Raw genomic sequence first — 26,845 nt, forward strand, 5'->3', positions numbered from 1 at the left:
TGAAATTATGAGGTTACGATACGCCGGTCAACAGCGCTCATCAATGCAGAAGCATCGATAATCGCCGCTGATTCCGGCAAAATTTTATCGACTGTGGCTCTACCAGCGCACCAGCGCCGAGCCCCAGGTGAAGCCGCCGCCCATGGCCTCGAGCAGAATCAGGTCGCCGCGCTTGATGCGGCCGTCCTTGCGCGCCACCGCCAGCGCCAGCGGGATCGAGGCCGCCGACGTGTTGCCGTGACGGTCCACCGTCAGCACCACCTTCTCCGGCGCGATGTGCAGCTTGTGCGCGGAGGCGTCGATGATTCGCTTGTTGGCCTGGTGCGGCACGAACCAGTCGATGCTGTCGGCATTGAGCCCGGTCGCCTCGAAGGCATCGACGATCACGTCGGTGATCATGCCGACCGCGTGCTTGAAGACCTCGCGGCCCTCCATGCGCAGACGGCCGACGGTCTGGGTCGAGGACGGGCCGCCGTCGACGAACAGCTTTGCCTTGTGGCGGCCGTCGGAGCGCAGATGCGTGGTGACGACACCGCGGTCGGTCGCGGCACTGCCCGGCTGCTCCTGGGCCTCCAGCACGACCGCGCCGGCGCCGTCGCCGAACAGCACGCAGGTGCCGCGGTCGTTCCAGTCGAGGATGCGCGAGAAGGTCTCGGCGCCGATCACCAGCGCGCGCTTGAAGGCGCCGGTGCGCAGGAAATTGTCGGCAGTGGCGAGCGCGAACACGAAGCCCGAGCACACCGCCTGCAGGTCGAAGGCCGCGCCGTGGTTGATGCCGAGCCCGTGCTGCACGGCGACCGCCGTCGCGGGGAAGGTGTTGTCAGGCGTCGAGGTCGCCAGCACGATCAGGTCGATCGACTGCGCGTCCACGCCGGCATCGGTGAGCGCGGCCTGCGCGGCCTTGATCGCCAAGTGCGAGGTGAACTCGCCCTCGGCCGCAATGTGCCGCTCGCGAATGCCGGTACGCTGGACGATCCACTCGTCGGACGTGTCGATACGCGCCGCCAATTGGGCGTTGGTCACCACCTGCTCCGGCAGGTAAGAGCCGCAGCCCAGCACGACCGAACGAATTTTGGTCACGAAACAGCCTCCTGCGCGGCCTGCACGGAATTGAGTGCACCACCCTCGCGGTTGAGCATCTGATTGATCTTGTTCAGGAGATCGTAGTGAGCCATCTCATAGCCAACATCGATCGCATAGGCAAAGCCTTCGGCGCTGGTTCCGCCGTGGCTTTTAACCACCAGTCCGTTGAGCCCCAGGAACACGCCGCCATTGGACTTGTTGGGGTCCATCTTGTCCCGCAGGGCCTGGAAGGCGCTGCGCGCAAAGAGATAGCCGAGCTTGGACAGCCAGCTCCGCTGCATCTCGTTGCGGAGTAATTCCGCCATCTGCCGCGCGGTTCCCTCGGCAGCCTTAAGCGCGATGTTGCCGCTGAAACCCTCGGCGACGATCACGTCGGCCAGCCCCTTGCCGATGCCGTCGCCCTCGACGAAGCCGATATAGTCGAGTTCCGGCAGGTTCCTCGCCCGCAGGATTTCACTGGCTTCGCGGATCTCCTCGTGCCCCTTGATCTCCTCGGCCCCGATGTTGAGCAGGCCGACCGTGGGGCGCGGCTTGTTGAACAGGACGCTTGCCATCGCCGCCCCCATGACGGCCAGCGACACCAGGTGGTGCGCATCGCCGCCGATGGTGGCGCCGAGGTCGAGCACGACGGACTCGCCGCGCTTGGTCGGCCATATCCCCGTGATCGCCGGGCGGTCGATGCCCGGCAGCGTGCGCAGGTGGAAGCGCGACATTGCCATCAGCGCGCCGGTATTGCCCGCGGAGACCGCAACATCCGCCTCGCCCTTCTTCACCGCATCGATGGCAAGCCACATCGAGGAGGTCCTGCGGCCACGGCGCAGCGCCTGGCTCGGCTTGTCCGAGCCACTGACGGCGACGTCGGTATGGACGATCCTGGAAGCAGCCTTGAGCGCGGGGTGCTTCTCGAGCTCGGGCTCGATCCTGGCGCGGTCGCCGACCAGCAGGAATTCGGTCGCGCTATGCCTCTGAAGCGAGATGGCGGCGCCTGGAATGACCACGGCGGGGCCGACATCGCCTCCCATGGCGTCAAGCGCGATGCGAACCTTGCTTAGCATAAAAGTCCTGGAAACCTGGTCTGGTGCGGTCTTCAACGAGCGGGGGCCGCGAAATGGGTTCGCCACGGACGTGGCGGCGGCCAAGCGCCACGCCGCGCCCGGACCGGGGCGCGACAATAGCGTTTTGTTATCCCGAAACAACCTCTTGCCCCCAGCCTTTTGCATTCGGGGCGATCCGGCGGCAAACCAGAAGATTCGCAAGAAATATATGGAAATCAGATAGATAAATCAGGTTTTCAAACCACTCCCGCAAAGGCCTCGCGCTGCCTGGCAGAGCGGTCTTACGGGGAATCGGCAGCTATTGGCCCTTCTTCTTGTCCTGAAGCGCCTTCAGCGCTGCGAAGGGATGGTCCGCCGGGTCGAGCTCAACGACCTCCGCCTCGAACACAGCCCCCGGCTTGCGCGGATAGGGGTCGATCGCCAGGAACAGGGCATCGGTGGCGAGCCGGCCGAGGTCGATGATGCCATTGATGATGGCCTCCGGCGGGTCGATGACCTCCGGTGGCTCCTCGTCGTCCTGGCCCTCCTCGATCAGGTCGGACAGGCGGCGTGCCTCGGCCTCGGGGGCAAACGTCAGGTCCACCTCCTCCTCGATCTCGTTCTCGATCGGATCGAGCGAGACCACGCAGGTCTGGCCGACCCGGGCGCGGACGTGGCCCGTGACCTGGACCCGGCCGCCGCTTTTCGGCACGACGTCGAAGCTGGCGTTAGCGGACAGGATCTCCCGCACGCCCGCGACCTCGGCCATGACCTGCCGTTCGGCGGCCGACGCCTCGATCTCGCGGTGCAGGCCGGTGTCGGGAATCTGCGCAACGATGACGGGGGACCGCCAGGGATCGGGTCCAGTATTCGGTCGGCTCATGGCGTGACATCCTCGGGAAGCGCCGGGGGAAAGTTGAAGGCCGCGCGCAGCAGCGCGGCCTCGCCGGTCCGGCCGAGATCGGCGTCCGTGGCCCGCGTGTAGGCCGCGAGCCGCTCCGCCTGGTCCATGCCGGACCCATTCAAGATATTCTTGCAGATCGCCGCCGCCAGCGCCCCACCGCCGCCTTCGACCGCATGATCGTAGGCCTGCACCCGGCCGTAAAAGGCCTCGCCGAAGGCCCGCATCCGCTTCGGCACGGTCTGGTCGCCCACCCCCATCTCGCGCAGATTGTCGTCCATGTCCTCGCAGAAGCGGTCGAACAGCGCCTGCGACAGCTCCGTGGCGCCCTGCACCGTGCGCAGGCGCCGCAGCAGCAGCCAGAGATGGAGCAGCAACAGGTCGAAACGCCCGTTAACCGTATCGGGCACGCCCAAGTCGCGGTAAAATATGGGTTCTCGCGCCTGCGTCACGATCATGCCATAGATGGCTTCAATGGTGCCCGGCGGGGCTAGCCGGGGTTTCCTGAAGTGATTGAACGGCCAAAGCATTGTGGTTTCCGCAAGCGGGCGCGCGCGTATTGCATTCAGAGCCTCAGCCCGGTACTTCAGCGCCTCGCGCGACGCAAGGGGACGGAATCAGTTCCGCTATGACGATAACGAACCAGACGAGCCCGCGCGCAGACACGCGGCGCGGCCTTCATGCACGCTGGCGCGGCCTGCGCATGGCTGCCGCTGCGGCCTTGGTCGGCGTGGCGCTCGCGGGCTGCACCGGCGAGCAGTTCCAGAAGGGCTACATCCTGCCGCCCGGCGCGCTGGAGCAGATTCCGATCGGCGCGAGCCAGGACCAGGTGCTGATCGTGATGGGCACGCCCTCCACGGTCGCGACCCTCGACGGCGAGGTCTTCTACTACATCTCGCAGCGCTCGGAGCGGATGGTCGCCTTCATGAACCAGAGGGTGGTCGATCAACGCGTGATCGCGATCTATTTCGACAAGAATCGGCGCGTGCGCCGGCTGGCGAATTACGGCCTCCAGGACGGCAAGATCTTCGACTTCATCAGCCGCACCACGCCGACATCGGGCCAGGAGATGAGCTACCTCACGCCGCTGTTCAAGCTGCTCAGCTTTAACTGAGCCTTCAGCCTGCGGCGTCGTGCCGCCCTCCGCGCGGCACTTACCGGCGCGTGCGACTTGCCGTCGCGCGCCGGGTTCCATACGCTCCCTGCAAAACAAGAAGCTGGGAGTGGATTCGTGCCGAAAACCTTGTTGTCCCGCCGCCGCGTGCTCACCGGCGCTGCCGGCCTGTCGGCTGCAGCGATCCTGCCGCGATCGAGCCTGGCGGACTGGAAACCCACCGAAAACGTCCGCCTCGTCGTGCCGGCTGCGGCCGGCGGCTCGACTGATGTCATGGGCCGGCTCCTGGCCGCCCATCTGCAAACCGCCTGGGGCCAGTCGGCCGTCGTGGAAAACCGCTCCGGCGGCGGCGGCACGATCGGCACCGCCGAGGTGGTTCGCGCCAAGCCGGACGGCCACACCATCCTGATTGGCAACCCCGGGCCGAACGCGATCGCCTACAGCATCTTCAAGAACCTCACCTACAAGCCGGACCAGCTCCAGCCGGTCTCCAACATGATCCGGATCCCGAACATCGTGTCGGCGCATCCGAAGACCGGCATCAAGTCGGTCGCCGAGCTGATCGCCTATCTCAAGGCCAATCCGGACAAGCTCAGCTATGCCTCCTCCGGCGTCGGCCAGAGCCCTCACCTCACCGGCGCCTGGTTCTTGCAGCTCACCGGGCTGAAGATGACGCACATCCCGTTCCGCGGCGCCGGGCCCGCGCTCCAGGCCGCGCTCGCCGGCGACATCCAGATCCTGTTCGACAACCTCTATCCGAGCCTGCCGCAGGTCCAGAACGGCACGCTCACCGGCCTCTGCGTGACGACCGCCGAGCGCAGCGACCTCGCGCCGAACCTGCCGACCATGCGCGAGAGCGCACCGGAGCTGGCCAATTTCGACGTCTCGTCGTGGTTCTCGGTGTTCCTGCCGAAAGGCGTCCCCGCCGGGGTGCTCGAAGCGCTCAATCTCCAGGTGAAGGCGATGCTGGAGCGCGACGACATCAAGAAGAACATCGCCGCCATGGGCGCCCGCGCCGACTACGGCACGCCGCAGCAGTTCGCCGACTTCGTGGACGCCGAGACGAAGAAGTTCGCCGGCATCATCCAGAAGGAAGGTTTGCAGATGGATGTGCAGTAGGCGGGCTCGCTTGCGGCGCAGGAGATTTGAACCAGTTGAAGGCGATGAGGACGGCCGCCGCCAGCGCGACCGCCAGCATTGTACGCGCACCGGATTGCCGGCCACCGGCTTGCACCCTGCCGCAAGTCGGACAGACCGTGTCGGCCATCAGCATGTCGCAGCCGCACCGGATACACTTGGTCGTCTCGACCTTCATGGCGACGGTCCCCCGTAAAGCGGACAACAAAAAACCCGCGGTTTGCACCGCGGGTTTGTCGTTTGTAGCGCGCGACAGGTTCAGTGCGCCAGGATCGCCAGCAGCAGCAAAGCCACGATGTTCGTGATCTTGATCATCGGGTTCACCGCCGGTCCCGCCGTGTCCTTGTAGGGATCGCCGACGGTGTCGCCGGTCACCGCTGACTTGTGGGCATCACTGCCCTTGCCGCCGTAGTGACCGTCCTCGATGTACTTCTTGGCGTTGTCCCAGGCGCCGCCGCCGGAGGTCATGGAGATCGCGACGAACAGGCCCGTCACGATCACGCCGAGCAGCATCGCGCCGACCGCCGAGAACGCCGCCGACTTGCCGGTCGCACCGCCTCCGGCGATCGCGTAGATCAGGAAGTAGACGACGATCGGCGACAACACCGGCAGCAGCGAGGGGATGATCATCTCCTTGATCGCCGCCTTGGTCAGCAGGTCGACCGCCTTGCCGTAGTCCGGCTTGTCGGTGCCCTGCATGATGCCGGGCTTCTCGCGGAACTGACGCCGCACCTCCTCGACGATCGCGCTCGCCGCGCGGCCCACGGCCGTCATGCCCATCGCGCCGAACAGATACGGCAGCAGACCACCGAACAGGAGGCCCACCACCACATAGGGATTGTTCAGCGAGAAGTCCGGATTGACGCCGGCGAAGTAGGTGTGATGCGCGGAGTCCGCAACGAAGAACTTGAGGTCCTGGTTGTAGGCCGCGAACAGCACGAGCGCGCCGAGACCGGCCGAACCGATCGCGTAGCCCTTGGTGACCGCCTTGGTGGTGTTGCCGACGGCGTCGAGCGCGTCGGTCGACTTGCGCACCTCCTTCGGCAGGCCCGCCATCTCGGCGATGCCGCCAGCGTTGTCCGTCACCGGACCGAAGGCGTCGAGCGCGACGATCATGCCGGCCAGCGCCAGCATGGTGGCCGTCGCGATCGCGATGCCGAACAGGCCGGCAAGGCTGTAGGTGACGAGGATGCCGGCGATGATGACGATCGCGGGCAGCGCGGTCGCCTCCATCGAGATCGCAAGGCCCTGGATCACGTTGGTGCCGTGGCCGGTCACCGACGCAGCCGCAATCGACTTCACCGGACGATAGTCGGTGCCGGTGTAGTATTCGGTGATCCAGATGATCAGCGCGGTGACGATCAGGCCGACGACGCCGCATTCAAACAGCGACATGCCGGTATAATCGACACCATCGAGCTTGCCGAAGCCGATCAGCGTGTAGATCACCACGGCAATGCCGATCAGCGACAGCACGCCGGTTGCGATCAGGCCCTTGTAGAGCGCGCCCATGATCGACTGGCTCGGCCCGAGCTTGACGAAGAAGGTGCCGATGATCGAGGTGATGATGCAGATGCCGCCAATGGCGAGCGGCAGCGTCATCATGCTCATGAGGATCGGCGTCTTGGCGAAGAAGATCGCCGCGAGCACCATGGTGGCGACCGCGGTCACCGCATAGGTCTCGAACAGGTCGGCGGCCATGCCGGCGCAGTCGCCCACGTTGTCGCCGACGTTGTCGGCAATGGTCGCCGGGTTGCGCGGATCGTCCTCGGGAATGCCGGCCTCGACCTTGCCGACGAGGTCGCCGCCGACGTCCGCACCCTTGGTGAAGATGCCGCCGCCGAGACGGGCGAAGATCGAGATCAGCGAGGCGCCGAAGCCAAGCGCCACCATGGCGTCGACGACGACGCGGCTGTCAGGCGCGAGCTTCAGCGAATAGACCAGGAAGCCGAAATAGAGGGTCACGCCGAGCAGCGCGAGACCCGCCACCAGCATGCCGGTGATCGCGCCCGCCTTGAAGGCGAGCTCGAGGCCGCCGGCGAGCGACGTGGTCGCCGCCTGGGCGGTGCGCACATTGGCGCGAACCGAGACGTTCATGCCGATGAAGCCGGCCGCCCCCGACAGGATGGCACCGATGGCAAATCCGATCGCGACATAGAGCCCGAGGAAATAGACAAGCAGCACGAAGATGACGATGCCGACGATACCGATCGTGGTGTACTGGCGCCGCAGATAGGCCTGTGCGCCTTCGCGCACCGCAGCTGCGATCTCCTGCATGCGCGGCGACCCCGCATCCGCGCTCAACACCGAAGACGTCGCCCAAATCGCGTAGACGACGGAAAGCACTCCGCAGAGCACTATCAACCATAATGCTGTCATGTGATTTTTTGCCTCAGATCCTTGATGTGTCCCCGGCGCCTTTTATTGTCCGTCGTGCGGTGCGGCGCCTTGATTTCGAACAAGGCCGCCCCCTTTCCCGAAGGGGCGGCCTCAGTCGGTCGCGAGCTTGCCAAAATCAACTTGATGGTGCAACGCCGGAAGCGGCCGAAAAAGCCGATCTCGGCAAGTATTTAGGCCAAGTCCTGAGCAAGTCCTGAGCTCCAAGTCCTGAGCTCCAAGTCCTGAGCTCCAAGTCCTGAGCCCATCGCCCGGACGCCGCGATTTGGAGCAATTCCTAGAAGTGGCTGTAGGACAGCCGCTTCAAAGCCAGTTCCTGGCCCTGCCCGTCCAGGAAGCGCGGCCGTGCGCTCCCTGCGACAATCGTGCCGATCGCCGTGACCGCAACGCCAGCGGCCCGCCCCGCGGCAATCAGCGCATCGCTTTGCGCCGGCGGCACCGTGCACAGCACCTCGTAATCGTCGCCCCCGGCAAGCAGCGTCTCGACGCAAACGGCGTTGCGCACGATCAGGCCCGCCGCGGCGGCCGAGAGCGGCACGTTCGCCACGTCCACAGAGGCCGAGACGCCCGACGCCGCGCAGAGTTTTATCAGGTCGCCGGCGAGCCCGTCGGAGACGTCCATCGCAGCCGACGCATGGTCCCTCACCGCGCGCGCCAGCATGTTGCGTGGCTGCGGAATGCGATAGCGCGAAACCAGAGCTTCCCTTGCGGCAGGATCGGACGCCAGCGCCGCAGCCGCAGCGCCGCCCGTGAGCACGTCAAGTCCGAGCGCGGCATCGCCGATCGTGCCTGTCACCAGGATACGGTCGCCTGGCCGCGCCCCGGTGCGGCCGACCATCCGACCCCGCGGCACACGGCCGAAGGCGGTGATCGAGATCATTTGCGGCCCCGGCGTCGACACCGTGTCGCCGCCGAGCAGCGGGCACGCGAAGGTTTTCGCATCCTCGCCCAGCGCATCCGCGAACGGCCCGAGCCAGGCGTCCTCCTTGCTCCGCAGCGCCAGCGTCAGCACGAAGCCGGCCGGCACGGCGCCCTTGGCGGCGAGATCGGACAGGTTCACCCGCAGCGCCTTGCGCGCGATGGTGTCGGGTGGGTCGGTGGCAAGATAGTGCACACCCTCGATCACGGCATCGGTGGTGACGACGATGTCGTCGCCGGACGAGGACAGGACCGCGGCATCGTCGACCAGCCCGAACGCACCGGGATCGGTCGCCAGCGGCTTGAAATAGCGCGCGATGAGGGAGTCTTCGGCGGAGTTTTCCGGTGCGTTGGTCATCGGCGCTAGCCCCAAACTCCACTGTCATCGCCCGGCTTGACCGGGCGATCCAGTACGCCGAGACGCCCGATTTCAATAACCGCTGCCGCGGCGTACTGGATCACCCGCCCCAGTGCGCAACTGCGCACAAGGCGGGGGATGACAGCGGAATCTGTGTTTACCCTCGCCCGAACTCGTCACCGCGAAACTGACGGCCGATCTGGTCGAGCACCGCATTCACCATGCCGGTCTCCTCGCGATCGACGAAGGCATTGGCAACGTCGACATATTCGGAGACCACGACGCGGCCCGGCACGTCCTTGCGATGCTGGAGCTCATAGGCCCCGGCCCGCAGCACCGCGCGCAGGATCGCCTCGATCCGCTTCAATGGCCAGCCCTTCGACAGCGCCTCGTCGATCAGGGGGTCGAGCTTCTTCTGGTCGCGCACGACGCCGGAGACGACGTCGCGGAAGAACGCGGCTTCGGCCGGCAGGTAGGTGTCGCCCTCGACCTCGTTGCCGAGCCAGTGGCTCTCGAACTCGGCGAAGATGTCGTTGATGCCGGCGCCGGCGATATCCATCTGGTACAGCGCCTGGACGGCCGCGAGCCGCGCCGCACCGCGCCGGTTCGCCTTCTTCTCCGTAAGCCCCGCCGGCTTCTTGTTGTTGTCGGCCATGGCTCAGGCCCGCGCCAGGCGGCGCTTGATGCGCAGCATCGCAAGCGCAGCGCGCGCGGCATCGCCGCCCTTGTTGAGCTCGCTGGCGCGCGCCCGCGCCCAGGCCTGCGCCTCGGTGTTGACGGTGAGAATGCCGTTGCCGAGCGGGAGCTTTCGCGAAACCGCAAGGTCCATCAGCGCTCGGGAGGATTCCTGCGAGACGATCTCGAAATGGATGGTGTCGCCGCGGATCACGCAGCCGAGCGCGATCACCGCATCGTAGGGCTTGCCGTTGGCCGCCGCGGCATCGACCGCAATGGCCACCGCCGCCGGGATCTCCAGCGCACCGGGAACCGTGATGACGTCATGCGTCAGGCCGGCGGCCTTCAGCTCGGCCACTGCGCCGTCCAGTAGCGCATCCTGGAGATCGTCATAGAACCGCGCCTCGACAATCAGCGCACGCGCGCCGGAAATGTCGGTCTGGTCCTTCAAGGGTGCGCGCCGCGCGTCTGCCATCGTTCAATCCGTTTCACAGGGGTCGGCGCTATGTAGTCGCCGAACGCATGTAAGCCAAGTTTTAAACTGTCATTCCGGGGCGCGAAGCGAACCCGGAATCTCGAGATTCCGGGTTCGGTCCTACGGACCGCCCCGGAATGACGGCTTTGCCGTCACTTCATTTCCGTCAGCCGCGCCGCGTAGCGGGCCATCAGGTCGACCTCGATATTGACCTCGGCCCCCGCCTTCCAGCCGCCGATCGTCGTGACGGTCAGCGTGTGCGGGATAATCAGCACCGAAAAGGTCACGTCCGCAACCGTATTGACTGTCAGCGAGACGCCGTCGAGCGTAATCGATCCCTTGGTGGCGATGAACCGCGCCAGCTCGCGCGTCGTGGAGAGCACGAACCGCGCCATGTCGGGCAGGTCCTCGCGGCTGACGATGGTCGCGATCCCGTCGGCGTGACCGGCGACGATATGGCCGCCGAGCTCATCGCCGATCTTGAGCGCGCGTTCGAGGTTGAGCCTGGTGCCCACCCTCCAGTGCTTTGCCGTCGTGAGCGCCAGCGTCTCGGCGGCCGCGTCGACGTCGAACCAGGTCTTGCCGCCCGCGACACCTGAAGCGACGACCGTCAGGCAGACGCCATTGCAGGCGATCGAGGCGCCATCGGCAATGGTGGTCTGATCATAGCTGCAGGCGATGCGCAGCCGGTGCAACTGGCCCTGCGCCGTTGGCGTGAAGCTGACGATCTCGCCGAGATCGGTGACAATGCCGGTGAACATGTTAGGCGCGCTCGTAGATGGTGAGAGTATCCTTGTCGAATGTCTCGCTAGCATGAACCTTGTAGGCCTGCGACTGCGTGATTTTCGACAGGGGCAATGCATCGAGCGCATCGACGCCGCTGCTGCCGACCTCTTCCGCGCCGCGGAACAGCCAGATCTCGTCGACGAGATCGGCCGCCACGAACGAAGCCGCAACGCGGCTGCCGCCCTCGACCATCAACCGCGAAATGCCCTTCTCGGCCAGCACATGCAGCACTGCCGGCAGATCGAGCCCGGAGGCGTTTCCCGGCGGTACGCGGATGATCTGCGCGCCGGCTGCTCCAAGCCGCGTGGCGGCCGCAGCCTCGGCAAGTTCAGAGCCCACCACCCACAGCGGCGTCTCGCGCGCGGAGCGCACGAGCTGGCTCGCCGCGGACATGCGCAGGCTCTGGTCGAGCACAACGCGCACCGGCGAACGCGCCGCCATGCCCGGCAGGCGGCAGGTGAGAAGCGGATCATCCGCCAGCACCGTGCCGATGCCGACCAGGATGGCATCGCTCTGCGCGCGGAGCAGATGGACGCGATTGCGCACAGCTTCGCCCGTGATCGCGACCGGCTTGCCGCCGGCGGCGCCGATCTTGCCGTCGGGCGAGACTGCGAGCTTCAGGATCGCATGTGGGCGCCTGTCGCGGATGCGGCGGAAATGCCCGGCGTGGTCGAACGCAGCCTCCGCCGCGCAGAGACCCACGTCCACGGTGATGCCGGCAGCACGCAGACGGGCATGGCCCTGGCCTGCGACTTCAGGATTGGGATCCTCGATCGCCGCCACCACGCGCTTGATGCCGGCCGCAATCACCGCATCGGCGCAAGGCGGCGATTTACCGAAATGCGAGCACGGCTCCAGCGTGACGTAGAGCGTGGCCCCGCGCGCCGCCTCACCAGCACGCCGCAAGGCCTCGGGCTCCCCATGCGGACGTCCGCCGGGCTGCGTCCAGCCGCGGCCGACGATGACGCCGTCTTTCACGATGACGGCGCCGACGGCCGGATTGGGCCAAGTCCGTCCCTGCCCGCGCCGGCCGAGCGCCAGCGCAAGCTGCATGAAGCGGCGATCGGCGTCCTTGGATTCGCGGATCTTCTGCGCGAACTGATCCTCCAGGATGCGGAAGATCATTTGCGGATCGCGGCGAGCCGCGCTTCCTCCTCACCGGAGAGCTCGCCGAGCACGTCGGCGAAATCCTTGGCCTCACGGAAATTGCGGTAGACCGAGGCGAAGCGCACATAGGCGACGTCGTCGAGCGTGCGCAGATGCTCCATCACGGTCTCGCCGATCACCTCGGAGGAGATCTCGGCTTCGCCCCCGGTCTCGAGCTCGCGCACGATGGTGGAGACCATCTTCTCCACCCGCTCCGGCTCGACCTGCCGCTTGCGAAGCGAGATCTGCACCGAGCGCATCAGCTTGTCGCGGTCGAACGGCACACGGCGGCCGTTGCGCTTGATCACCGTGAGCTCGCGCAGCTGCACGCGCTCGAAGGTGGTGAAGCGGAAATTGCAGGCGACGCACACGCGCCGCCTGCGGATCACGGACGAGTCCTCGGTCGGACGCGAGTCCTTTACCTGCGTATCGAGACTGTTGCAGTTCGGGCAGCGCATCCGCTTGGCCTAGCCTTACTGATAGATCGGGAACCGATCGGTGAGCGCCTTGACCCGTTCCTTGATCGCGGCTTCCACCAGCGGCGCCTTGCCGTCGTCGGACTGCGCGATCGCGTTGAGAACCTCGGCGATCATGCCGCCGACCTGCTGGAATTCAGCGACGCCGAAACCGCGGGTCGTCGCCGCCGGGGTGCCGAGACGCAGACCCGAGGTCACGAAGGGCTTTTCGGGGTCGAAGGGAATGCCGTTCTTGTTGCAGGTGATGGCCGCGCGGACCAGCGCCTTCTCCGAGACGTTGCCCTTCAGGCCCTTCGGCCTGAGGTCGACCAGCATCAGATGGTTGTCGGTACCGCCGGACACAATATCGAACCCGTGGCTCTTCATCGCCTCGGCCAGCGCTTTGGCGTTCTCGACGACGTTCTTCGCATAGACCTTGAAGTCCGGACGCAGCGCCTCGCCGAAGGCGACCGCCTTCGCCGCGATCACATGCATCAGGGGGCCGCCCTGCAGGCCCGGGAAGATCGCCGAGTTGAGCTTCTTGGCGAGTGTCTCGTCGTTAGAGAGGATCAGACCGCCGCGCGGACCGCGCAGCGACTTGTGCGTCGTCGTGGTGGTGACGTGCGCATACGGCACCGGCGAGGCATGCACGCCGCCGGCGACGAGGCCGGCGAAGTGCGCCATGTCGACCAGCAGATACGCGCCGACGCTGTCCGCGATCTCGCGGAAGCGCTTGAAGTCCCAGGCGCGCGAATAGGCCGAGCCGCCGGCCACGATCAGCTTCGGCTTGACCTCCTCGGCCTGCTTCTGGACCGCGTCCATGTCGATGATCTGGTCCTCGCGGCGCACGGTATAGTGCGCGGCCTTGAACCACTTGCCGCTCATGTTGACGGGCGAGCCATGGGTGAGATGGCCGCCGGCCGCGAGGTCGAGGCCCATGAAGGTGTCGCCGGGCTGGAGCAGCGCCAGGAACACCGCCTGGTTCATCTGGCTGCCGGAGTTCGGCTGGACGTTGGCGAAGCCAGCGCCAAACAGCTTCTTGGCGCGGTCGATCGCGAGGTTCTCGGCGACGTCGACCCACTCGCAACCGCCATAGTAACGCGCGCCCGGATAACCTTCCGCATATTTGTTGGTCATCACCGAACCCTGCGCTTCCAGCACGGCACGGCTGACGATGTTCTCGGAGGCGATCAGCTCGACCTCATGGCGCTGCCGGCCGAGCTCGCCCTTGATGGCGGCTGCGATTTCCGGGTCGGCCTGGTCGAGCGAGGCGGTGAAAAACGAATCGGGTGCGGAGGCGGTTCTGGCTGAGGTCATCTTGCGAATATCTCCACCGCCGCAGCCTTTTGGCGGGCTACGGGCGGGTCTGGTGTGGCGATCGGAAGCGGCGAGCGCGATCTACCACATCGCCCGCCCCCGGCCAAGTAGTTGCGGGTCGGGCCTGATATTTATGCAAGATATGGTGGGGATTGAAGGATCCGGACGCTGGAGCGGTTCGCTGGAACCGCCCCGTTCCGATGATGCCTGAAGGGGCCGTTTTGGACCTTAAAGTCCTGCCGGCCGATGAGAGCCGCCCCTCCCCCTTAGAGCCCCGTATACCCGGCCTTCACGGGGTCCACGCTGCCGTCGAGCTGGCGCAGATAGGTCAGGCCACAGACCGTCAACCTGTGCGGGTCCTTCTCACCCGCTTCAATCAGCGTGTTGAGGTAGTTCGTCACCTTGGCGCGTGCCTCCTCGCTGGCCGCCGCCGTGCGATTGGCGAGCAGGTCATAAGTCTGCATGATGCGGTCGATGGCAGCGTCCATGGCACCCTCTGGTTCTCTGGAATGTCGGGAGTTTTGATCAGGCAACCGCGCGGGCCTCGGACTGCGTCTCGAATCTGGCGATCGCCTTGTTGGCGAGCCTGATCTTGTTGAATTCGCCGTGCTGGAGCAGCTTGATGATGATCTCGAGCAGGTGTTCGTTGGTGACGAGCGTGTCGGGAATCGCACCGGAGCGGCGGAGGTAATTCGCGGCGATGGCATAGGCATCACTCACGAGTTGGACGTTCATGACCTGCAGCCCGCGCCCGACCAGCATCGCATCCTCCGAATCCAGAGAACTAACGGCGATACCGGGCTCCGGTTCCACCCGATCGGCGAATTTTCTCGCAGCTGCAAAATGACAAAACGCACCGGTCCGGGAGAAACCGGGCCGGTGCGCTTGGGGAAGTCAGGCACGTTCGGGAGGCTTGCCGGTCTTGTTGCGGGCCGGCTTGGCCATCCCTTGGAAACTCAGAGCCGATAGAGAATCTGATCAGTCCAGAACCGCTCGAGACGGTGCAGCGACTTGTTGAGGGTCGAGAATTCCTCGCCCGAGATACCGCCGACCTGCTCGACCGTCTTGACGTGCTTCTGGTAGAGCGAGTCGACGATACGGCGGACTTCCTGGCCCTGCGGCGTCAGGCGGATGCGCACCGAGCGGCGATCGACGCGCGAGCGCTGGTGATCGAGGAAGCCGAGCTCGACGAGCTTCTTCAGATTGTAGGAGACGTTGGAGCCGAGATAGTAGCCGCGCGTGCGCAGCTCGCCCGCGGTCAGCTCCTTGTCGCCGATGTTGTAGAGCAGGAGCGCCTGCACCGAGTTGATGTCGGCGCGACCGCGGCGATCGAACTCGTCCTTGATGACGTCGAGGAGCCGGCGATGCAGCCGCTCCACCAGAGTCAAAGCTTCCAGATAGAGCGACTGCACCGAACCCTGCTGGCCGGAGACGCGCTCTGCGGTATCTGCCGCAGTTGCGACGGCTTTCATCATGACACTTCCCCTGTTGTCGTTTTTATCGACACTTATTCGACGAAACTTGTGTCCCGTCTGATAGGTGCAACTTAAGGGGCTCGTTTGAAGATCGGCTTAAATAAGAGAATAAAGAGATCATGAATTTAAGACAGTGAATTGCGGATTAAGCCTGTGCCACAAGGGCTTTTCGCAACCCTCTGTTGACCCTCGCAAGGTCCTGTTCACCCTCCGTCCGCCCCGGTTGTCGCATTCCAGAACAGCCCCGCCCCGTTTCGAAACGCGCGCGTAAGAGCTGTGGCGGACCAGGCTAGGTTAGCGAAAACTTACTTCGAATTTTAGGCAACCAGCGGTCAACCAAGCGCCGAACTCTGCTCTCGTGTCCCGGAGCTGAACAGATCGTTGGATGGGTAGAGCGAAGCGAAACCCATCGATGCGGGCGCACGTCGGTGATGGCTTTCGCTGCGCTCTACCCATCCTACAAGAGTCCTGCATCCGCCCTACGGCGGCCGTTCGCGCGCGGCCATCCAGGCGAGCGCCAGATAAGCGGCGAGCATGAAGACCTCGACGCCGACCACGACCAGGCTGCCGCCGTAGATTCCCGGGAACATCAGCTCGATCACCGCCATCGACACCACGGTCGTCAGCCACACCACCGCGCCCCAGGGCGTTGCGAGCCACAGCCCGACGGCGGCGACGAGCTCGATCACGGCGAAGTAGACGGTCGCGGCCTGCCAGGCCATCGACTGGTTCTCGAACGCTTCGTCCTCGCCGCCGACGAAGCCGGTCACCTGCGCCCAGTGATAGAGGCCCTTGAGGATCGAGAGCACCGCCATCACCCGCAGGAACAGCACGAGCCGGCGCGTCCAGACATTGTCGTCGGACTCCGGGCGCTCCGAGGAGATCGCCGCCACCGACATTGCATTGTCTCTGGCGGCGTCCCTGGCGTTGGCGCTGTCGCGGGCCGCATCGCGGGTGGAGATCTCGGACATGGCTCCCTTCTGGCTGTTTCGCCCCGCAAAATCAATCGGCTGCCATCCCTTGCGGCAGGTCAAGCCGCGGTGACGGGAACCATGCGAGCTGGTATAAGAATAATTCTAGCCGGAGGAAGAGTGATGGCGATCAAATACGGGCGTCCGATCGAATTGCGCGAGGTTTCGCGCCGGGATGGCGCAGCCGCCTCCCCTGCCCTCGATCTGGCCATCCGTCCGCGCCGGAACCGCAAGGCCGAGTGGGCCCGGCGGATGGTGCGCGAGAACGTGCTCACCACCGACGATCTGATCTGGCCGCTGTTCCTGATCGACGGCAACAACAAGCGCGAGCAGATCGCCTCGATGCCGGGCGTCGAGCGCCTCAGCGTCGACCAGGCCGTGCGCGAGGCCGAGCGCGCGATGAAGCTCACGATCCCCTGCATCGCGCTGTTTCCCTACACCGACCCGTCCCTGCGCGACGAGGAAGGCTCGGAGGCCTGCAACCCGAATAATCTGGTCTGCCAGGCGGTACGCGCGATCAAGAAGGAATTTCCGGAGATCGGCGTCCTCTGCGACGTCGCGCTCGATCCCTTCACCAGCCACGGCCATGACGGCCTGATCGCGGACGGCGCGATCCTGAACGACGAGACGGTCGCCGTGCTGGTGCGCCAGGCCCTGGTGCAGGCCGAAGCCGGCTGCGACATCATCGCGCCCTCCGACATGATGGACGGCCGCGTCGCCGCGATCCGCGAGGGACTGGACCAGGCAGGGCTCATCGACGTGCAGATCATGGCCTATGCGGCCAAATACGCCTCCGCCTTCTACGGCCCGTTCCGGGACGCCATCGGCTCGGCCAAGACGCTGACCGGCGACAAGCGCACCTACCAGATGGACAGCGCCAACACCGACGAGGCGCTGCGCGAGGTCGAGCTCGACATCTCCGAGGGCGCCGACATGGTGATGGTGAAGCCGGGCATGCCCTATCTCGACGTGGTCCGCCGCGTGAAGGACACCTTTGCGATGCCGACCTTCGCCTACCAGGTGTCCGGTGAGTACGCGATGATCGCGGCGGCCGCGGGCAACGGCTGGCTCGACGGCGACCGCGCGATGATGGAGAGCCTGCTCGCCTTCAAGCGCGCCGGCGCGGATGGCGTGCTGAGCTACTTTGCCCCGAAGGCGGCGGAGAAGCTGCGGGCGCAGGGGTAAGGTCATGTCGTCCTGGCGATGGCCGGGACCTCGCCTCCGTCGTCGTCCTGGCGAAAGCCAGGACCCATACCGCGTGATCCATCGATGGCGGGCGGTATTCGTACCAGCGAAGGAATCAAACTTCTGGTCTTCGCCAAACTCCTCCCTGGGGTAATGGCTCCTGGCTTTCGCCAGGACGACGCTTGGGTTCGCGGTTGCAGCTCGTCCCTCCCGCCCCCTCGCCCCCGAATCGCCGGAATATTTCGGCTTGTTAATCCCGACGCCCTTGGCACGCGGACGGCCTGTTCCCATGTCCTGCCACGGAAGTTTCCCATCTGGAGGATGGACCATGTCGTATTCGGACTCGGGCAATTCAGGACCCCAGGCAGGCGCCTGGCGCAATGACGGCGGGGTGCAACCGCACGCTTACGATCCATATCTGCACCCGGAACTGTTCCGCGGCGTCGCGACGCGGCGGGTGTTCGCCTTCCTGATCGACATGGTCGTGATCGCGGTGCCGGTCATCCTCGGCTACCTCTTCATCGCCTTGTTCGGCGTGGTCACGCTCGGTATCGGCTGGGCGCTGTTCTGGCTGGCCTGGCCGGCGTCCGTGATCTGGGCCATCGTCTATTACGGCGCCTGCATCGGCGGTCCGTCGTCGGCGACGATCGGCATGCGGGTGATGGACCTGGAGTTGCGCACCTGGTACGGCGCTCCTGGCTATTTCGTGCTCGGCGCCACCCATGCCGTATTGTTCTGGGTGACGGTTTCGTTCCTGTCGCCCTTCGTGGTCCTGGTCGGCCTGTTCAACGGCCGGCGGCGCCTTTTGCATGACTTCGTGCTCGGAACGGTCGTGATCAACAACTCGGTCCGCGCACCCCTGCCCCAGGGCGCCAGAACCTACTGATCAAGAACCTATCAACCAGGACCGGCTAAGCTGACTGATCTGACCTGCCGAGCAGACCAATTGACCGGGGGCTTCCGTAGCGCGATGCTGACACCCGTTTTGGAGGCCCACGACGTCCCTTGACCCAGCACTCGCGCGACACCCCCCAATTTTACCTTACGGCGCCTTCTCCCTGCCCGTATCTGCCGGGCCGGCATGAGCGCAAGGTGTTCACGCACCTCGTGGGTGACCGCGCGGGCGACCTCAACGACCTCCTGACCCATGGCGGCTTCCGCCGCAGCCAGTCGATCGCCTATCGGCCCGCCTGCGACCAGTGCCGCGCCTGCGTGTCGGTCCGGGTCATCGCCAACGAGTTCCGCCCGTCCCGCAACTTCCGCAAGGTGATAGCGCGTAACGCCGACATCATCGGCGAGCAGCGCAGTGCGGTCCCGACCTCCGAGCAATATTCGGTATTCCGTGCCTATCTCGACGCTCGCCACCGCCACGGCGGCATGGCCGACATGACCGTGCTCGACTACGCCATGATGGTCGAGGACAGCCATGTCGAGACCCGCATCATCGAGTACCGCAAGCGCGGCCCCGACAGCGGTATCACCGGCCGCGGCGAGGAGCTGATCGCGGTTGCGCTCACCGACGTGCTCAGCGACGGCCTGTCGATGGTCTATTCCTTCTTCGAGCCGAGCCAGGTCAGCCGCTCGATGGGCACCTTCATGATCCTCGACCACATCGCCCGCGCCCGTCGGCAAGGGTTGCCCTATGTCTATCTCGGCTACTGGATCGAGGGCTCGAAGAAGATGGACTACAAGGCCCGCTTCCTGCCGCAGCAGCGCCTCGCTCCGTCGGGCTGGCTGCGCATCGACGCGCAAGGGGATGCGGCGTCAGAGCCGCAGGACTAAGCCCTCCGCCGTCTTCCCTCTCAGGAGGCCGCTTCAACCTGACGCGACGGGGCAGGCTTTGCACCGGCGCGACCTCCGGCGATGAACTGAAGCGCCGCGATCCCCGGCAAGAAGAAGTAACCGCCTCCGAGCGCCTGCGTGAACGAGGCCAGCGTCACTTCGCTGCCGCTCGGCAATCCCGGAATGGTGAACGTCTTCGGGACAGGCGACGAACCCACGACAGGATCGTCCTGGCCTTCAAGAGTCCCGAACCGGGGGTTTTGCACCCAGCGCTGGTGGATGAACTCGAACTGGCGCTCGAGATCGGCATTGCACGCGATAAAGAACAAGCCATCGCACGACGTGCCGCTTTCGGTCGTCTCACGATAGGGCCGTCCACGGCGGAGCAACCTGTGCAGCTTGGATGATTTGATGCTCGATGGCACATCGATGCCAAGGGAATCGCGCGGATTGGACCGGCGGACATGAGCTCCCTGGGGGCAAACGAAGCCGTTTGCGTCCTGGACTCGATAGCGGAAGGCGTCCGCCGCCGAATCCGACCCCAGAGGTCCCTGCCATCCGAGCGGCATGCCGTCCATCCGACGCCCCATCATTTTTTCGCAGATGTGCTGGCCATTAGCCGTCTTGAACTGCTCGAACGCATCGACATCCTGCGCGATCTGCCGCACGGCCAGGTAGCTTCCGTTCAGCGTGAAGCGGGCACTGGACTGCGGCCACTCCTTCACGTTGGGACAGTAGGTGAGTTCGTCATATTCGTTGCGATAGCCAAGAATGAATTCTCCGGGCTCGACGACACGATCCTCATAGAGGTCCCCGGCATCGCGCTTGGCCTGCTTCAGCGCGGCACCCCCCTCTTCCCTGAGGCCGCGGATCACGGGTTGAGCGAGGCCGTCGCGGAACCCGAACGGCTCGCGCAGTTTGCCATCTTCCTCTTTCTTGAACGAGCAAGGATTGTTTTCAACGGTCCTGACGATGAACGCATCCGGATCGGGATCCTCCATTCGCGATTTCTTGTCGAGCACCCACCATTGCGCAACGAGGATGTGAACGGTTTGGCGGCCGTCGGGGTCTTCAACATCCGACCAGCGCCATTGATCACGCCCAGCGTCCCTCAACAGCTCTTTGCGCAATGCGCTTCCCATGCCACTGCTGAAAGCAGTCGGAAACGGATGCGTTTCCGCCTCGGTACAGCCAAGCTTCTTCAGCCCTGAAAAACTGAAGGCGACCGCCACGGCCTCGCTGATCGACTCTTCCGGTTTCTTCCTGCCCGTCCCGACACGCTTGGCGCTGACGACCAAACCGCTGTCGACGAGTTTCGCGAGCCAGGCCCGGGCCTGATCCACGCGGCCTTCGCGGATCGTGAGCAACCAGAAACGGCTGCTCTTGAGCCAGCCGAAGCCGCTCTTCAGCATGCCCTGGATGTCGTCGCTTTGCTCGGAGAGAAGCGGTGCGTGCTTCATGTCTCGATCGCCCTCATGATCAGGTCGTCGTTCTTCTCGTTGCGCTCGCCGAACAGGGCGTCGCGCAGTCCGGTCGCAAGATTGATCTGCTCGATCGTCCTGTTGCACGCGTCGAAATGGTAGATGTGCGGGAGCATGCTGTCGCGCGCGTAGGACTTGAATTTCAGCTCGCACTTCACACCACGGAAGATGACAAAGCGCGTCGGCGGGAAGCTGCGCGGCGCGGCAATGCCAGGCTGACCGTCCACCGCCGGCGCGCGTGGACTGAGCTCCGTCCAGCGCCAGGCCAGCGTGGTTCCGGTAGAAGCACCGTTGATGAAATCGTCGAGATAGCCGCCGAAATTGCCGTCATAGTTCGAGCAGAACAGAAAGCGGCGACCGTTGTCGATGATGTGCCAGTGACCGAAATGGATGCCCGGCGCATTTCCGAGCCACCCTTGCGTGAAAAACACCCGTCCGGCGAATGTCACGATACGCAGGGCCGTCCGGATGCACCACGCGCTCCACCCGTTCGGACGACGCACATCCGTAAGGCTGAACATGTGCTGGGTCTTGCGGACCAGCTCCGCCTCGCATCTCTCGACCGACGGATGGATCTGCTGGGCACGCGGAACGTCGTCTTCGAGCGGATGGAAGAACTGCTCGCTCAGCTTCGTGAAGCGGCGATTGAGCCAATAGAACAGCGCACCGATGCAAAGCACCACGGCGATCACAGCGACGGCGATCCCGATGATCTCCAATCCGGTCAGCTTTGGTATCTTTGGTTCGACGATACGCGCCATATAGTCCGGAGCGAGCGCATAGGCCAGCGGCGCGAAAGTGTAGGCTATGGCGCACGCGGCTATGGCCAGCAGCAGCGGCACGCCGATGACCCAGCCACCGACATAGGTCGACAGCGATGAGAACGTCTCAGTCGGCCGGTCGAGCTCTTGCTGAACGCTGTTCAACCAGCGCCTCCATGACACGAATTGCGCAGGCAGCGGGACCAGGAACAGCCACACGAGAAATGCAATCACCGCGAACGCCAGCAAACCGTGTCCACTTATCGCCAGCAGACATTTGCTCGTCTTGCTGACAGCGTCCTCCACGGCCTGCACGATGGGACCCGGTTCGCCGAAGAACCAATTGTAGGCGCGCGGAAGTGCCGAGATGAGCCAGAGCGCGACAAACCACAGGACGATCGCCGCTACCGGATAGGCGAGCTTCGCGCCGATGCCGGCCCCCTTCCCGCGCCAGTAGGAACGCGGTGCAGGCGTGGCCGCCCACTCGAAGCGTGGGTCTGCGTATGCCCATCGCGCCAGCGCCAGCGCGAACGCAGTGCGATCATTGCCGTATTTGGATTTCAGCGTCCGCGCCTCGGCTCGCGTGCGCTCGAGCAGGTCCTGCTCCATCTTGATCTGCCGGACCGACCGGTCGCGGGCGCCGACGAAGGCGCCATCGGCGATGCTGTGCCACTGCATCAGCTTGTCCAGCAATTGCTGCTCGTGCTGCGCCGTGGGGACCGCAACGCCGGGAGCGACCATGGCGCCGAACAGCGACCACATCGCGCCGCCGGGATGGTGGATGAGGCGATACAGCAGGTCGTACGGGCGCAGGCCCTCCTCGACCGCAAGCTCGAGCATCAGCGAGGGCCTTTGCTCCGCGGCATCGGCCACCGCCGGCAGGAGCCCGATCGAAGCGAAGTGAACCACCGCGACATCGCGCAAGAGGCTGTCCAGCGCATCCTGGAGTGATTGCGGGAGACCGCCTCCGCCGGGCCAGCCGGGCGCAACGATGCAGATCATCTGCTGCCGGACAATCTCGAGCATGGCTGTCTTCTCCGCGTGCTCAGGTGATACGCATGCGCATGCACAACATCAGCGGTCCGTCATACGCAATGGCCTTGCCTTCACCGCGCGCCAGTTGCAGCCGGGGCAAGGTGAGCAAGCCGATCAGCGCGCTTGTCAGGATATCCACCGCGTAGTCCCGGGCGGGACATTGGCGGTAGCCATAGCCGAACATGAGATACCGCAAGGCATCTTCGCTGCCCCAATCGCGGTTCGGGCAGAAGCGACCGCTTTGGGGCACCGCGCTGGGATCGAACAGGGCAGCGATCGACAACAGCGAGACCTTGCCGCCGCCCGGACATCCAGCGTTGCTTCGCGCGCCCGTCTCCATTTCCGTATCCCGCGGCACGTCGCGCGCCAGCAGCGGAAAAATCGGCCGGAAGCGCATGAGCTCGAGTACATGGTTGCGCACGGCCTTGCGAAAATCGGGGTCGGTCCAGACGCGGGACTCGCCGAGAGCCCTGGCCCGCGATCGCAGCTGTTCATAGACCTTTTGGCGTCCCAGCAGCTCTTGCATGACAAGGGCTCCCGACTGGACGGTGACCGGATGTGAGATCCAGGCAAGGCCTACCGCGTTTCGTTCAATGTCCTCGGAGGAGCTTTTGACGCCCCACGCAGCGCCGATGGGGCCGGTGACGCGATCGATGCGCGCCTGTAGCGCATCCCCACACGATTCCGCCCGCCGCCGGAGGTCGAGTGTCGCCAGGTTGCCGGCCAGCAGCTGCCCCGCGACGTATCGGATCTCAAGCATGTACTGTCGTTGCAAGCCTTCATCGACATCGCCTTGCGCAGCGTTGGTCGCCGACCCCGCAACCACGGCGCCTATCGCATCTCCAAACAGGGGTCTCATGGCGTGGAATACGACCCACATCAGGTAATCATCGATCAGATCGAATTCGGCCGCTCCGGGCTTGCTCAGGTCCTTGATCCGGCGCTGTGCCTCGGCATCGGAATCGGCTGGAACGTCCAGAGCCGCCAACCGCGCATGGACGAGATCCCGATCGGCCGAATAGGTCGGGCCGGGATCCATCCCGATGAGATAGTCTCCGGAGACCATGTTGGCCGCATGCGCCGTGTTGGAAAAGCTGCGCGTGCGCGTCAGCACGTCCTTGACGGCACTGGCGCGCGCCACCATGCCGAACAAGCCCCCCACCGAGGGCCAGCGCCGCAGCAGTGCGCCGAGCGCACGCAAGACGGTGATGTGGCGGTTGAGCCAGCAAAAGACACCATAGGAGAGACTGCGTGCTCCCGGCTGCAAGGCGTCGGGTTCATAAGTGGAGAGTTTCATGCTGCATGCCCATCCTTCCGCCAATCCGCGAGGGCCGCTGCGGCCCGCCTTTGATAGTGGGGCATGCCCAGGCGTTCCGCCGCCAGGGCGACTCGCTTGAAATGCGCTTCGGCCCCGGCCTGATCGCCAGCGTGCCGCAACGTTTCAGCGAGCTCGTACAGAGCTTCGGTCTGGTGCCCGTATTCTTCAGCGGCCTGCTCGACCGCCTTGCGTCCGACCGCGATCGCATCGTCCAGCCGTCGGAGCTTGCGATAGGCGACACCGAGGCTCACACGCATGAACGTCCGGCCGTAGGGGCCGGCCGCCTCGTAGATGCGATCGGCGAACCCTCTCTCCAGCATGGGCACCGCTTCGGCAGCCTTGCCGTTGCGTGCAAGCGCGCTGCCGAGAACGCCCATGCAAACGGAAAGCATGGTCGGCACGTTGTGCGTCCGGCACTGCTGCAGGTCCATGCGCATCATGCGTTCCGCCCGGTCGAGCTCGTCGTTCTCGATCCACATCTGCGATTGGACGGTATCGATCAGCAGACGGGAGTATGGGTGGTCGATGTTCGACAAGATCTCGTAGGCCTTGGCGCAGAAGGCGCTACCGGCTTCGCTGTCCCCGAGGCGCCAGAGCGTGCTGGCGTGAAACGCATACAGGTTGATGATGGGAATGGCGGCCCATCCGGGCTGAACGTAGTGCGCCGACAGTTCCGGGCCGTATTCGGACAGCAGGACGTTGCCTTCGATGGCCGCTTCCGCGTATCGCCCGAGGGCATGCAGATGCATCAGGCGCGTCTGATGCGCCGCCATCGTCATGTGGCGACGCTGTGCAAGGCGGGCCGCTTCCAGGCCCTGCGAGGCGTAGCGCAAGCCTTGCTCGAAACGACCGCGCATCCACAGAAACACCGCTGTCTCGGTCGAAACCGCCGCCCGTGCGCGCTGATCGTTCAGTTGCACGGCAATGGCTTCAGCCCTTTCCATGTTGCTGAAGATGTCGTCGATCTGCCCAAGGGCCATCATTGCCCCGATGGCTTCCAGACGAAGCGCAAGCTCCAGGGCTTGCGCAGTCGGGGCGCCGTCGACACGCCGTGCAGCCTGGATCCCCTTCTCGAACAATTGGAGGGCCTCCTGATTGGCCGAATGCGAGATGGCTCGTGCCATCGACTTGATGGCGAACTTCGCCGCCTGCTCCCATTCCTCGCCTTTGAAGGAATGATGCGCCAACACCGGCGCGGCATCGGCATCCGCGGCTCCCGGCTGCGCGTGGAGCGCCAGGAAGGCCTGTCGATGCAGCGCCTTGAGCCTGCTGCGCGTAAGCACCCCGAGCACGACGTCGCGCACCAGCGCGTGGCGGAACGCGAACGCCTGCGACTCGAGCGATAGGCTCGTCTGCTCCGGACACGACAGGAGGCCGGACGCGACGCAAAGAGCGAGCAATTCTTCGGCGCGCGCGATGTCCACCGCCTGCATCGTGGCGATCAGGTCGCGCGTGATGGGATCGCCAAGAACGGCCGCAGCCTCGAGCGCAGACTTGGCGGCTTCGGGCAGCCTGTCGGTCCGCGCGCCGATGACCGCGGCGATCGAGCCCGGCACGCGCAGCTCTCCGAGAGGCCTCTGGAGGCGGTACGCTCCCGGCGTTCCCTCGAGCGATCCGTCATCGATGAGGGTGATGACCAGTTGCTCGAGGAAGAAGGGATTACCGTCGGCGCGGGCGACCAGCTCGTTCATGACGCCGAGCACGGATGGATCGTCCCCCAGCAGGGCACGCGCGAGCCTGAGCATCTGGCCGTCGTGTAGAGGCTCGATCATGCGCTCTACGAACCACGGCGCCTGCCGCCACTGGTGCTCGAAATCGGGCCGATAGCTAACGCAGACCAGAACCGGCAGCTCCTGAAGCTTCGGAAGCAAGGCCTCGAACAACCTCCGGCTCTCGCGATCGGCCAGGAAAACGTCCTCGAGCACCAGCACGAACGGGCCAGACCGCGCGCGCCTGCGCACCAGCCACAGCAGTGCTTCGCCAATGCGGCGCCGTCGTTGTACCGGGTTCAGCGCCAGCCAGGCCTGATCGGGCGCCGCCAGCCCCAACAGGTCGCTGGCCGCCGCGAGATGTTCGGCGCCCTCGGCTGGCCATCCCTCGATCAAGGCCTGCCTGGCGGACTGCCGTACGTCCGTCACGTTCATTTGCACCAGCCCAACCAGGCTCGCGATCAGGTCCGCGGCGGCGCTGTAGGCGCGCGTGCTTGCATAGCCTCTCGCCTGCGAAACGCAGACGTCCATGCCCTCGCTTGCGAGGGCGGCCGTCCAGTCGGCAACCAAGCGGGACTTTCCGATCCCGGCATCGCCGCACAGCCCGATCGTTCGCATTCCACCCTTTCGGACGACCTCAAGGTCCCCTGCCAGAATCCGTAAGGAATCTTCGCGTCCGACCAGAGGCGCCCAGCGTTGCTTGCGCGTCAGCGGCGCCGCTGCCGAACTTTCGGTCTCGACCACGACCTCGTGGAGTTCGATCGGCTCGTCCAATCCCCGTATTTGCCGGGTCCCTACCGACCGCGTCTCGATCTGCTGGGCGACAAGCCGCTGCGTCGCGGCACTGACCAGAATGCCGCCGGGCGGTGCCATCTTTTCGAGCCGGGACGCAAGGTGAATCGTCTTGCCATCTGCTCCGTAGTGCGACCAATCGTATTGTCCGACAACCCCGACCAGCACCTCTCCCGAATTGATGCCGATGCGCAGCGTCGGACTTGCAACGCCTTGCACATCATGGCCGGGAACGGTTGCTCTCTGCATCTTGAGGGCGGCAAGGCACGCACGTAAGGCGTGATCCTCCTGCGCCAGGGGCGCACCGAACAAGGCGACGAGCCCATCGCCGAGCAACTGGCTGACCGTGCCGCCATAGGTCTCGACCGCCTCGGCCAGTTGGTTCAGCGCCTTGCCGAGGTAGTTGCGGGCTTCTTCGGGGTCGGAATGCTGCAGCAATGCGGTCGAGTCGCAGACATCGGCGAAAAGCACGCTGACGTGCTTATTCTCGGTCAGCATCTTTGATCGTAACGGCGGATGATCACGCAGCTGGACGACCTG

The 26,845-nt window shown here is 65.1% G+C and carries 25 protein-coding genes; 5 read left to right on the forward strand and 20 right to left on the reverse strand.

The features are described 5' to 3' along the window. Positions 1-99: 99 nt before the first annotated feature. From AAFG50_RS23985 to AAFG50_RS24000, 4 genes are all read right to left on the reverse strand, one after another. The gene (locus AAFG50_RS23985; protein ID WP_028171640.1) at positions 100-1,080 is read right to left on the reverse strand and encodes a beta-ketoacyl-ACP synthase III; all 981 of its coding nucleotides are present in this window, start codon (positions 1,078-1,080) and stop codon (positions 100-102) included. Beyond that, positions 1,077-2,138 (reverse strand): phosphate acyltransferase PlsX, encoded by a 1,062-nt coding sequence (gene plsX, locus AAFG50_RS23990; protein ID WP_011087782.1) that lies wholly within the window; start codon positions 2,136-2,138, stop codon positions 1,077-1,079. The genes AAFG50_RS23985 and plsX overlap by 4 nt, the downstream gene beginning before the upstream one ends. Before the next feature lie 298 nt (positions 2,139-2,436). Further along, positions 2,437-3,000 carry a DUF177 domain-containing protein gene (locus AAFG50_RS23995; protein ID WP_028171639.1) on the reverse strand — a complete coding sequence of 188 codons (564 nt, stop codon included), beginning with the start codon at positions 2,998-3,000 and terminating at the stop codon, positions 2,437-2,439. Continuing rightward, positions 2,997-3,548 (reverse strand): ubiquinol-cytochrome C chaperone family protein, encoded by a 552-nt coding sequence (locus AAFG50_RS24000; protein WP_028171638.1) that lies wholly within the window; start codon positions 3,546-3,548, stop codon positions 2,997-2,999. The genes AAFG50_RS23995 and AAFG50_RS24000 overlap by 4 nt, the downstream gene beginning before the upstream one ends. A gap of 98 nt (positions 3,549-3,646) precedes the next feature. On the opposite strand from AAFG50_RS24000, the gene bamE reads away from it, so the two are divergent. Continuing rightward, on the forward strand, positions 3,647-4,132 hold the full coding sequence (bamE, locus tag AAFG50_RS24005) for an outer membrane protein assembly factor BamE (protein WP_028171637.1): 486 nt from the start codon (positions 3,647-3,649) through the stop codon (positions 4,130-4,132). Between the two features lie 117 nt (positions 4,133-4,249). Beyond that, positions 4,250-5,251, forward strand: coding sequence for a tripartite tricarboxylate transporter substrate binding protein (locus AAFG50_RS24010; RefSeq protein ID WP_011087786.1), 1,002 nt, complete (start codon positions 4,250-4,252; stop codon positions 5,249-5,251). Positions 5,252-5,527: 276 nt separating this feature from the next. Here the strand turns inward: AAFG50_RS24010 and AAFG50_RS24015 are convergent, their stop codons facing one another. The 12 genes from AAFG50_RS24015 to AAFG50_RS24070 form a co-directional block, all read right to left on the reverse strand. After that, complete coding sequence (locus tag AAFG50_RS24015) at positions 5,528-7,648, reverse strand: sodium-translocating pyrophosphatase (RefSeq protein WP_028171636.1); 2,121 nt, start codon at positions 7,646-7,648, stop codon at positions 5,528-5,530. 295 nt (positions 7,649-7,943) lie between these two features. Then, the gene (gene thiL / locus AAFG50_RS24020) at positions 7,944-8,942 is read right to left on the reverse strand and encodes a thiamine-phosphate kinase (protein WP_028171635.1); all 999 of its coding nucleotides are present in this window, start codon (positions 8,940-8,942) and stop codon (positions 7,944-7,946) included. Positions 8,943-9,099: 157 nt separating this feature from the next. After that, a complete protein-coding gene (nusB, locus tag AAFG50_RS24025; RefSeq protein WP_011087789.1) occupies positions 9,100-9,597 on the reverse strand; it encodes a transcription antitermination factor NusB in 498 nt (165 codons plus the stop codon). Between the two features lie 3 nt (positions 9,598-9,600). Next, entirely contained in the window at positions 9,601-10,092 is a 492-nt protein-coding gene (gene ribH / locus AAFG50_RS24030) for a 6,7-dimethyl-8-ribityllumazine synthase (protein WP_011087790.1), read from the reverse strand. 152 nt (positions 10,093-10,244) lie between these two features. Next, positions 10,245-10,853: a riboflavin synthase gene (locus tag AAFG50_RS24035; RefSeq protein WP_028171634.1), complete on the reverse strand. Its 609-nt coding sequence runs from the start codon at positions 10,851-10,853 to the stop codon at positions 10,245-10,247. Between the two features lies 1 nt (position 10,854). Further along, positions 10,855-12,003, reverse strand: a complete 1,149-nt coding sequence (gene ribD / locus AAFG50_RS24040; RefSeq protein ID WP_028171633.1) for a bifunctional diaminohydroxyphosphoribosylaminopyrimidine deaminase/5-amino-6-(5-phosphoribosylamino)uracil reductase RibD — start codon at positions 12,001-12,003, stop codon at positions 10,855-10,857. Next, positions 12,000-12,482, reverse strand: a complete 483-nt coding sequence (nrdR, locus tag AAFG50_RS24045; RefSeq protein ID WP_011087793.1) for a transcriptional regulator NrdR — start codon at positions 12,480-12,482, stop codon at positions 12,000-12,002. Before nrdR ends, ribD begins: the two co-directional genes overlap by 4 nt. Before the next feature lie 15 nt (positions 12,483-12,497). Further along, a complete protein-coding gene (gene glyA / locus AAFG50_RS24050; RefSeq protein WP_028171632.1) occupies positions 12,498-13,796 on the reverse strand; it encodes a serine hydroxymethyltransferase in 1,299 nt (432 codons plus the stop codon). Between the two features lie 266 nt (positions 13,797-14,062). After that, complete coding sequence (locus AAFG50_RS24055; protein WP_011087795.1) at positions 14,063-14,284, reverse strand: hypothetical protein; 222 nt, start codon at positions 14,282-14,284, stop codon at positions 14,063-14,065. Between the two features lie 37 nt (positions 14,285-14,321). Then, entirely contained in the window at positions 14,322-14,558 is a 237-nt protein-coding gene (locus AAFG50_RS24060; protein ID WP_028171631.1) for a hypothetical protein, read from the reverse strand. Positions 14,559-14,752: 194 nt separating this feature from the next. Further along, positions 14,753-15,271, reverse strand: a complete 519-nt coding sequence (locus AAFG50_RS24065; protein ID WP_011087797.1) for a MarR family winged helix-turn-helix transcriptional regulator — start codon at positions 15,269-15,271, stop codon at positions 14,753-14,755. Positions 15,272-15,750: 479 nt separating this feature from the next. Further along, positions 15,751-16,242 (reverse strand): DUF6163 family protein, encoded by a 492-nt coding sequence (locus tag AAFG50_RS24070; protein WP_028171630.1) that lies wholly within the window; start codon positions 16,240-16,242, stop codon positions 15,751-15,753. Between the two features lie 123 nt (positions 16,243-16,365). Between AAFG50_RS24070 and hemB the strand changes: the two genes are divergently transcribed. From hemB to AAFG50_RS24085, 3 genes are all read left to right on the forward strand, one after another. Then, positions 16,366-17,427, forward strand: a complete 1,062-nt coding sequence (gene hemB / locus AAFG50_RS24075) for a porphobilinogen synthase (protein ID WP_028171629.1) — start codon at positions 16,366-16,368, stop codon at positions 17,425-17,427. 328 nt (positions 17,428-17,755) lie between these two features. Next, complete coding sequence (locus tag AAFG50_RS24080) at positions 17,756-18,313, forward strand: RDD family protein (protein ID WP_028171628.1); 558 nt, start codon at positions 17,756-17,758, stop codon at positions 18,311-18,313. A 119-nt stretch (positions 18,314-18,432) separates the two neighbouring features. After that, positions 18,433-19,209 carry an arginyltransferase gene (locus AAFG50_RS24085; RefSeq protein ID WP_011087800.1) on the forward strand — a complete coding sequence of 259 codons (777 nt, stop codon included), beginning with the start codon at positions 18,433-18,435 and terminating at the stop codon, positions 19,207-19,209. A 20-nt stretch (positions 19,210-19,229) separates the two neighbouring features. On the opposite strand, the gene AAFG50_RS24090 is transcribed toward AAFG50_RS24085, so the two are convergent. The 4 genes from AAFG50_RS24090 to AAFG50_RS24105 are packed head-to-tail and all read right to left on the reverse strand — an operon-like array spanning position 19,230 to position 26,803. Next, the gene (locus AAFG50_RS24090; RefSeq protein ID WP_231166495.1) at positions 19,230-20,669 is read right to left on the reverse strand and encodes a Dyp-type peroxidase domain-containing protein; all 1,440 of its coding nucleotides are present in this window, start codon (positions 20,667-20,669) and stop codon (positions 19,230-19,232) included. Then, positions 20,666-22,477 carry a hypothetical protein gene (locus AAFG50_RS24095; RefSeq protein WP_028171626.1) on the reverse strand — a complete coding sequence of 604 codons (1,812 nt, stop codon included), beginning with the start codon at positions 22,475-22,477 and terminating at the stop codon, positions 20,666-20,668. The genes AAFG50_RS24090 and AAFG50_RS24095 overlap by 4 nt, the downstream gene beginning before the upstream one ends. Positions 22,478-22,496: 19 nt before the next feature. Beyond that, positions 22,497-23,783 carry a hypothetical protein gene (locus tag AAFG50_RS24100; RefSeq protein ID WP_011087803.1) on the reverse strand — a complete coding sequence of 429 codons (1,287 nt, stop codon included), beginning with the start codon at positions 23,781-23,783 and terminating at the stop codon, positions 22,497-22,499. Further along, positions 23,780-26,803, reverse strand: coding sequence for an adenylate/guanylate cyclase domain-containing protein (locus AAFG50_RS24105; RefSeq protein WP_231166496.1), 3,024 nt, complete (start codon positions 26,801-26,803; stop codon positions 23,780-23,782). Before AAFG50_RS24105 ends, AAFG50_RS24100 begins: the two co-directional genes overlap by 4 nt. Positions 26,804-26,845 lie beyond the last annotated feature (42 nt).

The organism is Bradyrhizobium sp. B039 (assembly GCF_038965675.1).
Taxonomy (GTDB): Bacteria; Pseudomonadota; Alphaproteobacteria; order Rhizobiales; family Xanthobacteraceae; genus Bradyrhizobium; species Bradyrhizobium diazoefficiens.